Source organism: Stappia sp. ES.058, assembly GCF_900105595.1.
Taxonomy (GTDB): domain Bacteria; phylum Pseudomonadota; class Alphaproteobacteria; order Rhizobiales; family Stappiaceae; genus Stappia.
The window spans coordinates 3,669,455-3,684,416 of the sequence record NZ_LT629784.1; the positions used below are offsets into that span (position 1 = coordinate 3,669,455).

At 61.6% G+C, this 14,962-nt stretch carries 14 protein-coding genes; 6 read left to right on the forward strand and 8 right to left on the reverse strand.

The genetic code is table 11. From position 1 onward, the window contains the following. Positions 1-3: 3 nt before the first annotated feature. Positions 4-1,083: a glycosyltransferase gene (locus BLU32_RS17040; RefSeq protein WP_093808914.1), complete on the forward strand. Its 1,080-nt coding sequence runs from the start codon at positions 4-6 to the stop codon at positions 1,081-1,083. On the opposite strand, the gene BLU32_RS17045 is transcribed toward BLU32_RS17040, so the two are convergent. From BLU32_RS17045 to BLU32_RS17055, 3 genes are read right to left on the reverse strand one after another with little or no spacing between them, the layout of a single operon-like run. Then, the gene (locus tag BLU32_RS17045; protein WP_093808916.1) at positions 1,069-1,764 is read right to left on the reverse strand and encodes an FkbM family methyltransferase; all 696 of its coding nucleotides are present in this window, start codon (positions 1,762-1,764) and stop codon (positions 1,069-1,071) included. The two genes, BLU32_RS17040 and BLU32_RS17045, sit on opposite strands and share 15 nt — an antisense overlap. Then, positions 1,761-2,741, reverse strand: coding sequence for a class I SAM-dependent methyltransferase (locus BLU32_RS17050; protein ID WP_157727719.1), 981 nt, complete (start codon positions 2,739-2,741; stop codon positions 1,761-1,763). The genes BLU32_RS17045 and BLU32_RS17050 overlap by 4 nt, the downstream gene beginning before the upstream one ends. After that, positions 2,728-3,801, reverse strand: coding sequence for a glycosyltransferase family 4 protein (locus BLU32_RS17055; RefSeq protein WP_157727720.1), 1,074 nt, complete (start codon positions 3,799-3,801; stop codon positions 2,728-2,730). Before BLU32_RS17055 ends, BLU32_RS17050 begins: the two co-directional genes overlap by 14 nt. 252 nt (positions 3,802-4,053) lie before the next feature. Between BLU32_RS17055 and BLU32_RS17060 the strand changes: the two genes are divergently transcribed. Both BLU32_RS17060 and BLU32_RS17065 read left to right on the forward strand, forming a co-directional pair. After that, the gene (locus BLU32_RS17060; RefSeq protein WP_093808922.1) at positions 4,054-5,142 is read left to right on the forward strand and encodes a YeeE/YedE family protein; all 1,089 of its coding nucleotides are present in this window, start codon (positions 4,054-4,056) and stop codon (positions 5,140-5,142) included. Between the two features lie 242 nt (positions 5,143-5,384). Further along, positions 5,385-5,801, forward strand: coding sequence for a hypothetical protein (locus BLU32_RS17065; protein WP_157727721.1), 417 nt, complete (start codon positions 5,385-5,387; stop codon positions 5,799-5,801). Positions 5,802-5,808: 7 nt separating this feature from the next. Here the strand turns inward: BLU32_RS17065 and BLU32_RS17070 are convergent, their stop codons facing one another. Continuing rightward, positions 5,809-6,303: a hypothetical protein gene (locus BLU32_RS17070; protein WP_093808926.1), complete on the reverse strand. Its 495-nt coding sequence runs from the start codon at positions 6,301-6,303 to the stop codon at positions 5,809-5,811. 177 nt (positions 6,304-6,480) lie between these two features. Here BLU32_RS17070 and BLU32_RS17075 point away from each other — a divergent pair, with 177 nt between their 5' ends. Further along, positions 6,481-7,119 (forward strand): GNAT family N-acetyltransferase, encoded by a 639-nt coding sequence (locus BLU32_RS17075; protein WP_093808928.1) that lies wholly within the window; start codon positions 6,481-6,483, stop codon positions 7,117-7,119. Further along, complete coding sequence (locus tag BLU32_RS17080) at positions 7,106-8,290, forward strand: MFS transporter (RefSeq protein WP_093808930.1); 1,185 nt, start codon at positions 7,106-7,108, stop codon at positions 8,288-8,290. The genes BLU32_RS17075 and BLU32_RS17080 overlap by 14 nt, the downstream gene beginning before the upstream one ends. A gap of 28 nt (positions 8,291-8,318) precedes the next feature. Here the strand turns inward: BLU32_RS17080 and ggt are convergent, their stop codons facing one another. After that, positions 8,319-10,079 (reverse strand): gamma-glutamyltransferase, encoded by a 1,761-nt coding sequence (gene ggt / locus BLU32_RS17085; RefSeq protein WP_093808932.1) that lies wholly within the window; start codon positions 10,077-10,079, stop codon positions 8,319-8,321. Between the two features lie 104 nt (positions 10,080-10,183). On the opposite strand from ggt, the gene BLU32_RS17090 reads away from it, so the two are divergent. Continuing rightward, positions 10,184-10,528, forward strand: coding sequence for a c-type cytochrome (locus tag BLU32_RS17090; RefSeq protein ID WP_197673629.1), 345 nt, complete (start codon positions 10,184-10,186; stop codon positions 10,526-10,528). Between the two features lie 88 nt (positions 10,529-10,616). On the opposite strand, the gene BLU32_RS17095 is transcribed toward BLU32_RS17090, so the two are convergent. The 3 genes from BLU32_RS17095 to cobT form a co-directional block, all read right to left on the reverse strand. Continuing rightward, a complete protein-coding gene (locus BLU32_RS17095; RefSeq protein WP_093808934.1) occupies positions 10,617-11,651 on the reverse strand; it encodes an aspartate-semialdehyde dehydrogenase in 1,035 nt (344 codons plus the stop codon). A 366-nt stretch (positions 11,652-12,017) separates the two neighbouring features. Continuing rightward, the gene (locus BLU32_RS17100) at positions 12,018-13,037 is read right to left on the reverse strand and encodes an esterase-like activity of phytase family protein (RefSeq protein WP_157727722.1); all 1,020 of its coding nucleotides are present in this window, start codon (positions 13,035-13,037) and stop codon (positions 12,018-12,020) included. 24 nt (positions 13,038-13,061) lie between these two features. Next, positions 13,062-14,951, reverse strand: coding sequence for a cobaltochelatase subunit CobT (gene cobT / locus BLU32_RS17105; RefSeq protein ID WP_093808938.1), 1,890 nt, complete (start codon positions 14,949-14,951; stop codon positions 13,062-13,064). Positions 14,952-14,962 lie beyond the last annotated feature (11 nt).

Consider the following 14,962-nt stretch of genomic DNA (forward strand, 5'->3'; position numbering starts at 1 on the left):
CATATGAATGAGCCAACGGTCCACGTGTCGCATATCCATCTGGGGATTAAGGGTGGGGCCGAGCGCTTCTTCGTCAGTCTGGTTCGCGCCCTTGCGGAGCGCGGCGTTTCACAGCAGGCATTTCTTTTCCCCGACCGCGTCTGGAAGGATCAGATCTCCGATGTTTGCGCAATCCATGAACTAACGTTCAGTCGCTCACACATTGCCCGCTTCTTTACAAATAGACGTATTGCGAAGATTAACAGAGATTTTCGGACAAATGTTATGATGTCCTGGATGCCGCAGGCCACAAGATGGCTGCCGGACGACCCCAATATACTCACACTGGCGAGGCTCGGCGATTATCCCGAGAAGCTCGATTACTTCGTGAATTGCGATTACCTTGTCTGCAATACACCGGATATTGCGAAGAGCGTTGCCGGCCAGGGCTGGCCTTCCGAACGCGCCAAGGTGATTTCGAATTTTACGGATACCACACCCGTGCCGCCCGCCCGGCGGTCTCGCTTTCAGACGCCGGACGATGCCTTTGTCGTGCTCGGGACGGGCCGGTTCGTCAAACGCAAGGGCTTCGATACGCTGGTTGAAGCCATGCGACACACATCTGATCGTGTGGTTCTCTGGCTCATGGGCGAAGGAGAGGAAGAGGGCGCGTTACGTCAACTGGTTGAGACCCACGGATTGGGCGAGCGTGTCCGGTTCTTGGGATGGACACTTGATCCGGCCCCCTATCTGGCCGCTGCGGATGCGCTTTGTATTCCCTCACGCCATGAACCGCTTGGCAATGTCGTGCTTGAGGCCTGGGCCAGTGAAAAGCCGGTCGTGGCGACGACAAGCGAGGGACCGAGTTGGCTGATCGAAGAGAAGAAAAACGGACTGCTGGTTCCCGTTGACGACGCGGATGCGCTCGGCCATGCGCTCGACAGTCTGAGCCGGAATCCGGATCTCGCGCGTCAGCTTGCATGCAACGCAAAACAGAAACTGGACACACAGCATTCGCGCGACGCGATTACCGACGCTTACCTCGAGCTGTTCTCCTCGGGTCAAGACCGCCAACCCGATGGTCGATGGTCAACGCGTGTATAACTCACTGATCCCGTCAACCTTGGTCCGGGTGAATCCAGCCAAACGAAGGTAACTGCGCAGATCCTCAATGCGCCCCTCGCCAACGACATGCGGATGCACTTCCACAATGATCTTGTCGACTGAACTCAGGTCGGCGACCGGCAGAAGGTCCACTTCCGCTCCCTCTACATCCAAGACCAGAGCGGTCGGCTGGAACTCGCTCATTGTCTCTTGAATGCCATCGCACTCAACTCTGGTTTTTCCGCCGAGATTGCGATCATACATACTCGACGAGAATATGTTTTCGGCAATGTGGAAGTCGGAAGTCCCCGGCTCCACTGCAATCGCTTTTGTCCGCAAGTTGGGCTTCAAGCGGTTCAAGGCGTAATTCTTTTTGATGAGAGGTCCCATCAGCGGATTCGGTTCGTAGGACAGCACTTTGTCGCTACCGCAGATTTTCGCACAGGTCAGGCTGACAAGGCCGATTCCCGCTCCGATCTCAAGGACACGATCCTGCGGTGTCAAAGCGACCCTTACGAGTTTCCGTTCGGGCTCCTCATAGCTTTCCTTGTAAAGACCCTGGCGAATCGTTTCCGTTACATCATCTCGTGAGGTCGATATCTTTATCCCGTCGATTGAAATCACATCCGGCGCGAACCAACGACGCAGGCGTTTTTTGATTTTACGCTTAAATTTTCTCATTCTGCTGTCGCCCCCTGCAAGTCCTGTTTGAAATATATGGCAAAGAAAGAGGCTTCGCGGAAATGCCGTGGAATTATATACTCTCGAACAGCTTTCAGATTTTCGACCATACTCATGCTAGCATTAAAAATAATTTCTCCTTCTCTGGAGGAGAACTTCTTTGGTTTTCTGCGCTGACCCCAATAAAATTCACGCGTAATGTTGTTCCCCAGGGGCCAAATACGGATATCAGATGCACCGATCCCCGTTAGGAGACGCTCTATCTGAAGAGCGCCGTACCGCCGATACCCATGATATCTATGCTCAAAAAAACTTGGTGGCGCGGGAACGAAATGCAGATGCGTCAGAGGTTTCGATGCCTCTGATTCGAGATTGAGCAGTGCAGATCTATCGTATCGAATGTGTTCCAGCACCGACTGCGAAAAGATGCAATCCGCCTCGCCAATCGATATCCGGTTTTTTCCGATTTCCTGTTTACGGAACGAAACTTCAGCATCTGCGTATTTTTGCCAATGAGAGCTTTGCTGCGCGTCCAGGCCGAGATAGCTTTGATAGGAAACAACATTTTTGAGGTGTCTCGAATAAACTCCCGACCCGCAACCGAGATCGACCACATGCGGTGCAGTCGAAAACAAGGAGGGCATCATCGTCGCAATAAAATCGAAGCAGAGCACGCGGGTTGGGCTACCGTTGTCCACGGCATCGCCAAAAAGCTCACGTAGGCGCGCAATGTCCAACTGAGGCTCATAAGTCTCAACCGAGCCGGGAAGTGAGCCAAGAGCTTCCGTCCAACGTTCTAAAAGCGCATTTCCCCGGTATAAAAAACGCTCGGTTCCGTTCAGCTTGGTATCCCCTGAGATCGGTGATGCTGAACTGCTGTGCCTTGCCACGTCGCAAATCCTTCTCTTTTCTAAGGCATTTAAAACAATTGTGCGAGAAAAACAAGTATGATCGAGAACGCGATCAAAGTATTTCACTATGTAATCGCAAATAAAGAGAATCCAAACTGCCCGCTGTCGCCTGAATTGAAAACAGTTGCTCGACCCGTCGCCGACCGCGCGCAGAAAGATCCGCTCGCCTTTCGGGGTCTCGGATCAGATCCGAAATTGCATCGGAGAAAGCGGAGATATCTTCGGGGCATATTTTCTGGGCCGCGTCGCCGCAAACCTCCGCAAGGCCACCCCGGAAGGACGACATTAGGGCCGCGCCGCCCGCCATGGCTTCGATTGCCGTTCTGCCGAACGGCTCGTCGAACACGGACGGCACCAAGACGATGCTCGCGGCCTCCATACTCTCCTTGACCGTGGCGAAGGGAACATCCGTCCGGATCCGCGCGCGTTCGCCGAGCGGGACAATGGCGCGTCGCACAGCCTCAAGGTAGTCCTGGTTCTCATCGAGGGTCGAGAGGAGGAAGTCCGCTCGCCAATCCGCGTGATCACGCAGGGCGCACGACAGCGCAGAGGCTGCTTCAAGCCCGCCCTTCTCCGGGGTTGCGCGGCCTGCGAATACCACCGTCTTTTCGCGATCTTCCCGGGCCGTCCATTCCGCGACATCGAGGCCATTGTAGATCGTGGACGTGCGGCTCGCTTCGACGCCGAAGTCCTGGAGAAAGGCGGTTTCGCAAAAACGGCTCACGAAAACGATATGTGCGAAGGCGTTTAGCTGGCGGCGTTTCCAGAGGGACTTCAACCTGAAACCCGATATCCTCATCGAATTGTGCTTGTAGAGAATGACGGGTGTCGCCGGGCAGGCTCTGGCGATCGCGCGTGCTGACTTAAGGTGTTGATGAACCACGATCAGATCAGGCTTCCAGGCCGCAATAGCCTGAACGAAATCGTGAATCGGGCGATCGGTTGTTGTCGAGATACCCGTAAACGGCACACCTTCGAACGGTCTGTCGACTGCAACGCCGAAGACCCGCGTGGTTTCGCGAAAGGCAGAGTGCCGAACGCTGTCATGAACGCAAAGGTCGATGGCGGTGGCGCGATCAGGCCCAAAAAACATCCCTCTGGGCAAAACGATTGCGATTTTCGTCACGAAATTGCCTCAGGAAACAGGCGTTGAAGGATCGCTTGTGCAGTCAAGGGTCGTCAGCCGAATGTCAAGAAGCATGGGAGACGGTGTGTCCCATTCTGTTTGAACCGTTCCGGAAAGCGATTGCATGCAGCGCTGGATCAAGGCTAAAGGCGTAGGCGCCCACTTGAGGCAAATCAAGGCGAGTGTCGCGGTTTTATCATTCAATATTTCGAATGTACGGAGTGACGAATTCAACGAGAGGCGAAGCACGACATGGATCTGACCGGATTTTTCGATGCGTTCGGAGAGCCTGGAACTTCGGCGCTCGGCGGATTGGCGATCGGGATCGCTTTCGGTATCTTCGCGCAACGCAGCCGCTTTTGCCTGCGGGCAGCGGTTATCGAGTTTGCCAGGGGAAGCATCGGAATCAAGGTTGCCGTGTGGATCATTGCCTTTTCCGCCGCCGTTTTCCTGACCCAGGCCATGTTGCAGCTCGACGTGATCGATGTGTCGGAAGCCCGCCAGTTTGCCGCCCGCGGTTCCCTGTCCGGCGCCCTGATCGGCGGCGCACTCTTTGGAATCGGCATGGTGCTGGCGCGCGGATGCGCCAGCCGGCTTCTGGTGCTTTCGGCGACCGGAAACCTGCGCGCGCTTCTCTCCGGTCTGATCTTTGCGGTGGCGGCCGAAGCCTCGATCCACGGAATACTCTCGCCCCTGCGCGAAAAACTCGCAGGGCTCTGGACCGTGGGCGGGCGTGACAGCCTTGACCTTCTTCAGTCGCTTGGGCTGGACGCGGAGGCAGGACTTGTGATCGGCCTTCTGTTCGTCTGCGGTGCGGTGTTTTTTGCCGTGCGCGCCGGTCTTGGCCTCTGGGGCTGGCTGGGTGCGGCCGGAGTCGGCGCAACGGTCGCGACCGGATGGTGGTTCACCTATCAAATGTCCATCCAGGCCTTCGAGCCGATGACAGTGAAGAGCATGACGTTCACCGGCCCCTCGGCCGACACCTTGATGAGCGTGCTGACCCCTCCCGGGAGCAGTGTCGACTTCGATATCGGACTGGTGCCGGGAGTGTTCATCGGAGCGGCACTGGCCGCCCTTGCCGCGCGCGAATGGACGTTGCAGGGCTTTGAGGGCGGTCGGTCGATGCGCCGTTACATCGCCGGCGCAGTGCTTATGGGCTTCGGCGGCATGCTCGCCGGCGGCTGCGCCGTGGGCGCGGGCGTTACCGGCGGCTCCGTCTTTGCGCTCACCGCCTGGCTCACGCTGACCGCCATGTGGGCTGCGGCCGGGCTGACCGATCTAATAATCGACCGCCTGCCGAAGACCTCCGACACGCAGGTGCATGCGCCGCAGCCATTTTAACCAGCGCCTGGGATTGTCCTCGACCGTTCAGATCGGGAACCATCCGCTGCCGGCAATCGTCAGGCCGGTAACGTCGCGTCTCGACAGTCATCGTGCTCCGGGTTTGCAGCGCCATTCAGAATGCCCTTCGTCCATACATGGCAGTCCCCAACCCGGCCTGCGGCTTTCCGAACCCATGACAAGGCCGTCCCCGTCCTCTATGACGGCCCGAGATGACAACGGGCAAAAGGACGATTTCCGCCATGACCGACCAGATTGCGCCGTTTCTCGGGACCTGGATCCTGGACCGCGACGAAAGCGAGTTCGACCAGAGCGACCTGCCCAGGTCAGGGCGCTGCACGATCGAGGAGGAATTCGGGCTGGTGTGCATTCGCATGACGCTGATTACGGCGGACGGCGAGACGCTGGAGGGTGAGATCACCGGCGTTCCGGGTGGCACGGGACAGCGCCTGTCGGAAAGCGGGCTCGCCGACAGGCTGTTCCTGTATTTTGAAGACGACCACACTCTCACCTCCCAGGCCAAACGCGGGGACCTGGTGCTGATGACGGCGAAACGGATGCTCGCCGAGGACGGGCGCAGCATGGAGATAGAGCAGACCGTCGAGGTGCCCGGGGAGGGCCCGATCGTGAACACCGGCCTCTATCGCCGAGCGCAATAGCCCGACATCACAGGAGGTCTGGCCAGCGCGAAAGTGCCAGAACCCCGAACCAGCACAAAAGCGAGACAAAACCGGCGGTCCGGAAGCGCGAGATGGTGCCGCGCGAATCGACCTGGTCGAGCAGCCGCCAGGCGGGAACAAGACGCAGGCTCAGCGCATTCACCCCGGCAAGCGCGATCAGCACCATCTTGACCTGAAAGGCCGGCACGGCAGCGATGGCAAAGGGGCGCTGCGACAAGAGTGCGAGACCACCGAGCAAAGCCAGAACGAGGCCGGCGAAAGCCACAGGAGACAACACGCGCCGGACATCGCCGAGCGCCGCCGCCTTCCACAGCCCGAGAAGCCGAAGGTTCAGCGGCACCAGCGCTCCGACAAGCACCATCGCTCCAAAGAGATGCAATGTCAGCGCAGCGTCTTGCGCGAATGGCGACGCGGCAATCATTCGGGTCGCCGGCAAGGTGCTCAACCATTCCAGAAATGGTGCAATGTGGTGTATCGGCATGAAGGCTCCCGAGAGCACGCGTCAGCTCTTCTCATAGACTGATTCCCGCGCTTCTGGCGAGGCTACCTGGCGCGCGTGCAGTTATTTTGCTTGCAACCTGCGGCAGGATCATTACGTCAGTATGGCGCAACAATCCCGCCCGCTTTCCTCCTCACGCGAAAGGAACGACCCACTCCGATGGACATCTTTGCCTTCGTGCCGGCCCGCCACGCGCGAGACGCGGTCGACATCTATGTGCAGGCGCTGTTCCAGAAGCTCCGTCCCTTTTTCGGCACGGCGGAACAGGCGGCCGATTTTCTGGCGCCGCATCTACGCCCTGATCGGGCGGTCACCGCGGTGGATGGGGGACAATTGCTCGGCATTGCCGGCTTCAGGATGAACGGCTCGGGCCTGTTCGAACCGGGCTGGCCCGACTTTCAAAAACGATACGGCTTCGTCGGCGGTGCCGTGCGCGTGGCGGGTCTCTCCCTTCTGGAGAAGCCGGAGGATAACAAGACACTTTCGATGGACGGCATCGCGGTCGCAGGCCCGGCGCGTGGCAAGGGAGCCGGGACGGCCCTGCTCGAAGGGATCTGTGAAATCGCCCGGACCAACGCACGGCATGCCGTGCGGCTCGACGTGATCGACACCAATCCAAGGGCCCGCGCCCTTTACGAGCGAAACGGCTTTGTGGCGGGAAAGGTCGCGCACCTCGGCCCGCTCTCAAGGCTCTTCGGGTTTTCCAAGGCAACCGCAATGATCAAGCGACTGGACACGTCCCGGCACGCGACGCGTCTGAAACCTCAGTTGGACGGGACACCACATGGCACGGATTGAGTCGGGGATCTCGGAGGACCTGGACAAGCTGGCTCTTGGCGTTGTGCTTTTGATGGTGGCCGTTTTCGGCCTGGCGCAGGGTCTCACATATCCCCTGCTCTCGTTCATCCTGGAGCGCCAGGGCACACCGGCCTGGCTGATAGGCGCAAATGCGGCGACGATGGCCGTCGGCCTGATTGTATCCGCACCACTGACGCCCGGTCTCGCCATCCGCTTCGGCGCGGCACGGCTTGCCTTTGCCTGCGCCCTTGCCCTTGCCGTCATTTTCGCGGTGATCGCGATCTGGCAGTCGCTCTGGGTCTGGTTTCCCGCCCGCTTTCTGCTCGGTGTCGCGATCAACGGGCTTTATATTTCGAGCGAAACCTGGGTGAACCAGATGGCGCCCGACCGCATTCGGGGCCGTCTGCTAGGGTTTTATGCCACGTCGCTTGCCGGCGGTTTTGCGCTCGGCCCCGCGATCCTTGCCCTGACCGGCACGCAGACCCTCGCCCCCTTCCTGCTGTGCATCGGCGTCGCCTTCATCTGCGCCGGGCTGATCTGGGCGATCCGGGACCGGTTGCCTCGCTTCGCGGTCGGTGACACCGGGTCGATCCGCAAGGTGGCTCCGCTGATCCCGTTCCTGATGGCCGTCACCGGCATCGCGGCCGCTTTCGACCAGGCGATCCTCACGATGTTTCCGGTCTATGGCTTAAGCAACGGACTTGACGAACCGGCGATCGCGACCGCTCTCGCGGTGCTCATCGTCGGCAACATCCTGTTTCAGGTGCCCATCGGGACAATTGCCGACCGCTGGGGCACCGGACGCATGATGGCGCTCCTGTGCCTCCTCACCATTATCGGAGCGGCCCTGCTGCCGCTTCTGATCTCGCAGCACTTCGCGCTTTGGGCGATGCTCTTCGTCTGGGGGTCCGCCGCATATGGCGTTTACACCATCGCACTGATGGAGCTTGGACGACGCTTCACCGGCGCGATGCTGATCTCCGGCAACGCCGGTTTCGCGGTCATGTGGGGCGTCGGAGGCTTCGCCGGCCCCACAGTCTCCGGCGCCGTGATCGACATCGCAGGCCCGCACGGCCTGCCACTCCTCCTGGGCGCGGCCTACGCGGTGTTGCTCGTCGTCACGTTGCTGAGGCGACAGCCGCGCGGTGCCGGACACGGCCGCGTCTCCTGAAACGGGATGGCGCCGGACGCCGTCGCACTCAATATCCGGCGGCCTGCGCACCCTGACGCCGGGGGTCGGCGGCGCCGGCAAGCCCGCCCGCGACCGCCATCACCGATTGCGTCGACCCCATCACCGGTTTCACGGCAATGCTGTGGCCCTTTTCGGCCAGGAGCTTCAAGGTGTCGGGCGAGAAGCCCTCTTCCACACGCAGTTCATCGGGAAGCCACTGATGATGCATGCGCGGTGCCGCACTTGCCTCCGCGATGTTCATGCCGTGGTCGACAACGTTCAAGATGACCTGGAGAACCGTGGTGATGATCCGGCTGCCACCCGGCGACCCGGTCGCCAGCACGAACTCTCCGTCACGAAAGACAAGAGTGGGACTCATCGACGACAGCGGCCGTTTGCGCGGCTCGACCGCATTCGCCTTTCCCCCGATCAGCCCGTATGCGTTGGGAACGCCGGGCTTTGCGGAAAAGTCATCCAGCTCGTTGTTGAGCAGGATGCCGGTTCCCGATGCCATCATTCCAACGCCATAAGAAAAATTCAGCGTGTAGGTATTGGAAACCGCGTTTCCGGCGACATCGACCACGGAAAAATGCGTCGTCTCATTGCTTTCATAAGGCTGCGGAGCCCCGGGAGCGACCTCGGAGGCCGGTGCCGCCCGCGCCGGATCGAAATCGGCCATCCGCTCGATCGCATAGGCCTTCGACGTCAGGCCCTTGACCGGCACATCAACGAAATCGGGGTCGCCGAGATATTTGGAGCGGTCGGCATAGGCGCGCTTCATTGCCTCCGCCATCGCATGCAATGTCGCGGCCGATCCCGCGCCGCTCTCCGACAGGCCAAAAGGCTCCAGCATGTTGAGGATCTCGACGATATGCACACCGCCAGACGACGGTGGCGGCATCGAGGCGATCTCATACCCTTGGTAGGTCCCGGTGACAGGCTCGCGCCAGATCGCGCGATAGGCTTGAAGATCCTCCGTCGTCATCGACCCGCCGGCACCCGACACCCGGGCGGCGATGGCATCCGCCACCGGCCCTTCGTAGAAGCCGCGCGCGCCTTGCGCCGCAATCTTCTCCAGCGACATGGCAAGCTCCGCCTGCACCAGCCGGTCGCCCGGCTCATAGAACCCGCCGCCAGCCTTGTAGAAGATGTCCGCAGCGTCCGGGTCTTTAGACAGACGCGGGAAAGAGCGTTTCAACGACTGCGACAGGTCGTCGGAAACGGGAAATCCGTTTCGGGCAAGGGCGATCGCCGGCGCGACAAGTTGGGCGAAAGTGAATGTGCCGCTGCCGAACCGCTCATGAGCTCCAGCAAGACCCGCGACTGTGCCAGGGACGCCGACGGCCAGTCCGGAAAACCGTGACTTCCGGCTGTCTGCATTGCCCGCATCGTCGAGGAACATGTCTCCAAACGCGCCTGCCGGGGCCGTTTCGCGATAGTCGAGCGCCAGGGTCTCGCCGGTTTGCGCCATGTGAACCATCATGAAGCCGCCGCCGCCGAGATTTCCCGCGCGCGGCAGGGTGACGGCAAGCGCAAAGCCCGTCGCGACCGCCGCGTCGACCGCATTTCCGCCGGCCGCGAGAATATCGCGCCCGACACGCGTGGCGATCGCCTCCTGGCTGGACACCATTCCCGAGCGGGCGATGACCGGATGGAACCGGTCGTTTCCCGACAGGATGGGGGTCGACGTCACACTGGCGGTCTGCGCCTGTCCGGCAGCGGCCCCCCCGATCTGGCCGGCGACGACCAGACCGATGACCGCGAACGTCTTCACCACTCGCATCGTCATATCGAAACACCCTTCTTCAAACCGAAATCGCAAGACAACAGTCTGTTCCCGATTGCTTCGGGCCGCTACCCTTGTCTCTCATCACCCAGACAGAAAGGCGCGCCATGACCCCCACGCCACGCTCACGGATAACCGACGCGATCCACATTGCCGTTGCAACCTTGGCGGTTCTGACGGCCCTGCCGTTTGCCGGCGCGCAGGCCGCAGATGCGCAGAACGGGCGCGAGATTGCCAGGACCTGGTGCGCTGCCTGCCATGTCGTGGACGACGCTCAGGAAAGCGGAAGCGTGGCGGTCCCGACCTTCGCGGAGATCGCCGCCAGGCCCGACTTCGATGAAAAGGCGCTCGCCGAGTTCCTTGCCGATCCACATCCCAAAATGCCGGACATGGCGTTGACGCGACAGGAAATCGCGGACCTGGGTGCCCATATCGCCCGACTTGCTCCTTGAGGCGTCGAAACGAAAACGGCCGGACTTGTCGCCCGGCCGCTCTATCGTCTTCACGCCACGAACCGTGGCAACGTCCAGTGAACCCCGCTCAGGCGGCGGCCTTCTTCGGCTGAATAAGGCCCCGGTTGACGAGCAATTCCGCGATCTGAACGGTGTTGAGCGCCGCGCCCTTGCGCAGATTGTCCGCCACGACCCAGATGTTGAGACCGTTCTCGATGGTCGCGTCCTCACGAATGCGGCTGACGTAGGTAGCGTCCTCGCCGGCACTCTCATAAGGCGTCATGTAGCCACCGTCCTCGGATTTGTCGATGACCAGAACACCCGGCGCCTCGCGCAGGATATCGCGCGCCTCGTCCGCGCTCAGCGGGTTCTCGAACTCGATGTTGACGGCCTCGGCATGGCCGATGAACACCGGAACACGCACGGCGGTGCAGGTGACCTTGATCGTCGGATCGATCATCTTCTTGGTTTCCGCCAGCACCTTCCACTCTTCCTTGGTGTAGCCGTCTTCCATGAATTCATCGATATGCGGAATGACATTGAAGGCAATCCGCTTGGTGAACTTTTCCGGGGTGATCGGATCATTCACGAAGACCGCACGCGTCTGGTTGAACAGCTCGTCCATCGCATCCTTGCCGCCGCCGGACACCGACTGATAGGTGGAGACGACGATCCGCTTGATGGTCGCCGCGTCGTGCAGCGGCTTCAGCGCCACGACAAGCTGCGCCGTCGAACAGTTCGGGTTGGCGATGATGTTCTTCTTGCGAAAGCCCTCGACCGCGTCGGCATTTACCTCCGGCACGATCAGCGGAACATCGGAATCGTAGCGCCAGGCCGAGGAATTGTCGATCACGACACACCCCTGCGCCGCGATCTTCGGCGACCATTCCTTAGATACGGTTCCACCGGCTGACATGAGGCAGATGTCGACATCCGAGAAATCGAAATGGTCGATCGCCTGGCACGTCAGCGTCTTGTCGCCGAAGGATACGTCGACACCCTGTGAGCGCCGCGACGCGACAGCGACCACTTCGCTTGCGGGGAACCCGCGCTCCTCGAGGATGTCTAGCATTTCACGGCCAACGTTGCCGGTGGCTCCAACGACGGCGATCTTGTAAGACATTTTCCATGTTCCTTTGTTGCGGCTCCCCCGGTCCGTGGATGCGGGCAAACCGCGCGCATCCACTCGTTTTCACACCCCCCGGAAGACCCGGGAAGCGCGGGTCGCAAGGGCTGTTAGACGGTCGTTTTGCGGGGTGTTGTCGTGTGCGTCGCGCGCAGGACACACATCGGGGCCGTTCGGGCGGCGTCCGCGCGCAGCATCACCGCCGCGACAGCGGTCGCGGAGTGGAGCGAAGCGGAGAATGGGCGACGTTCGAACATCGGATCCCGACGTTTGGCGGTTGACGAAGTGGCTTTTAAATGACGTTGCCGCCCCGAAATGTCAACCTGACACCGTGAATTCCAGGGTAACGGGGGGTCTTCCGCGTCATTGATCCAGACGGAACCGCAGCAACAAAGTGCGCTGCAGGATCGACCGGTTGTCGTCCGAAATAAGCGTCAGTATCGTCTTTCCCTCCCGGCTCTCATGCACCGCGAGACCTTCCATGTTGTCGATCTGGTCGGTGTAGCCGGCTTCGAGAAGGACGGTGCCGACAGCGCGTCGCCCGGGCGCCAGTTCATCCGGCGAAAACAGGCGCAACCGCATGCCGAGGCCGTGGCGCAGCGTGAAGCGACGCTCCAGCAGCAGAAGATCGCCGTCTGGCAGAAACGCCGCGTCGGTCGCGTCATAGGCATCCTGGCGCGCCACGGTGAACTCGCCCGGGTTGGCCCCACCGATCAGAAAGCCCGGAAGATCGTCGGCAAAGGTCAGCCCGCGCTCGCCGATAATGACCAGCGTTCCGGCAAGCGGCCCCGTGTTTGCCGCCGCGATCGCCTCCATTCCCTTGTTGTGGCGCAGCCTGCGAATGCCCGGCGGCAGGACAATATCGCGCCCCCGCGCCTCGAAGGAGAGCGGAAAGGGAAAGGCGTAGACATGCGGAATGCGCTCGGTGGAGACCAGAACCTCCGCACCTTGCGCGCCCCGGCGCAAGGTCACGCCCTCGCTGTCGCCGCGCCCGCTGTCGGCAAGGGGCCGGCCGTCGGGCCCCAGCATAGGCGCAATCCGCGCGTCCTCGACCGCGAGCGGGCGACCGGCCGTGTCGCTCACGATCCGCGCCTGAAACCACAGCCCGTTGTCGGCTGCCGCGAGAAGATCCCCGCCGTCACCGGTCACGACAAGTCCGGACAGTCCGCCCATGTGACGGGTCCCCGAGAGGAGTTCCAGCCCGCCGAGAAAGGTCAGCCGGCCTGCTGCCATGTCATCGCCAGCGCCGATGCGAAACCGTTCGATCTGCTTGGTCTGAACGTCGATCGCCGTGACGTCGATCTGTTTGCGCGCCAAGGCGGCACCGGCAAGAGCAGGTGCCAGCGCCAGCATCAAGAGCAGCGGGGCGAGGCGCCGCGGCATGCGGCATCGCGCAAGCGCCATCTCCTAGCGCGCCATCCGCCGGCGGCCGCGACGCGACCGGGGGGCTTGCGTCTGATCATCGAAAAGATCGGCAAGCTGGTCGGTCATCGCACCCGCCAGCTCTTCGGCATCGACGATGGTAACCGCCCGGTTGTAATAGCGCGTGACATCGTGCCCGATGCCGATCGCAATCAGTTCGACCGGCGACCGGTTCTCGATTTCCGCGATGACATGGCGCAGATGTCGCTCCAGATAGTTGCCGGGATTGACCGAGAGCGTGCAGTCGTCGACCGGCGCGCCATCGGAAATCATCATCAGGATCTTGCGCTGTTCGGGGCGCCCGAGGAGCCGCTTGTGCGCCCAGTCAAGCGCCTCGCCGTCGATATTTTCCTTCAGGAGGCCTTCGCGCATCATCAGTCCGAGATTGCGGCGCGCGCGTCGCCACGGCGCATCGGCCGACTTGTAGATGATATGACGCAAGTCGTTCAGCCGTCCGGGCTGGGCCGGCTTGCCGGCGGCAAGCCAGGCTTCCCGTGACTGCCCGCCCTTCCAGGCGCGCGTCGTAAACCCGAGGATCTCGACCTTGACGCCGCAACGCTCCAGCGTACGCGCCAGAATATCGGCACAGGTCGCCGCCACCGTGATCGGGCGTCCGCGCATCGAGCCGGAATTGTCGAGCAGAAGCGTGACGACGGTATCGCGGAAATTCGTATCGCTTTCCTGCTTGAAGGCCAGCGGCTGCATCGGGTCGATCACCACACGCATCAGCCGTGCGGTGTCGAGCAGCCCCTCCTCCTGGTCGAAACTCCAGGAACGGTTCTGCTGCGCCAGCAACTTGCGCTGCAAACGGTTGGCAAGCCGTGCCACGGCCCCCTGCAGATTGACCAGTTGCTTGTCGAGATGACCGCGCAGCCGGTCGAGCTCGGCGGTATCGCAAAGCTCCTCGGCCGGGATCGTTTCGTCGAACTTGTCGGAGAACACCTTGTAGTCGGAGGCCGGTGGCTGGTTGGAGAACGGCTGCTCGCGCTGCGGGCTCTCGCCGGCTTCTTCCGCCTGGTCGGCCCCGTCGTCGTCGACCATGTCTTCAATGTCGCCGTCGAGACCTTCCGTTTCCCCGGCTTCGGTTTCCTCGCCGGACAGCTCCATTTCCTGAGGCGCACCCTCCTCCTCGCCGGCGTTTTCCTCGCCGTCGGAGGACGTTTCGCCGCGTTCGTCACGGCCCTCGGCTTCCTCCTCCTCACCGGTATCGTCGTCGCCCTCCTGACCGAGATCCTCTTCCATTTCAAGCGAAGACAGGACCTTGCGGACACGTTTGGCAAAGTCCTGCTGGTTCTCGAACCGTTCGGCGAGGTCGTCGAGCGCGCCGCCCGCCTTGTTCTCAATCCAGTCCCGCCACTGGGAAATCATCGGCTCCGCGCTCTTCGGCGCCGCTCGCCCCGTCAGGCGCTCGCGCACCATATAGGCGATCGCCTCCTCGAGCGGCGCGTCGTCGCGGCTGCTGACATCGGAGAACGCCGCCTTTCGGCACTTGTCCTCCAGCATCGCCTCGAGATTGTCGGAAACCCCCGGCATGCGCGTGGCACCCACCGCCTCGCAACGCGCCTGTTCGACCGCATCGTAGATCGCACGCGCCGTTTCGGACTGCGGGCCGAGCTTGCGATGAACCGCCGGGTCGTGACAGGCGAGCTTCAAAGCCATCGCATCACCGATGCCGCGAGCGATCGCGACCTCCGCCTCGCTCGGCCGCCGGGACGGCTCGGGAAGCCGCGCCGTATGACCGCTGAGAGACGGACGATCGGAGGAGAACATCACCTCGAGCTCGGGATCGGCCGCGATGGCGCGCATGGTGTCGCCGATCGCGCGCTTGAGCGGGCCGGTGTCCGGCTGTTTCTGTTCTGACGGCGGATTGCGCATGGGAGGGTCCG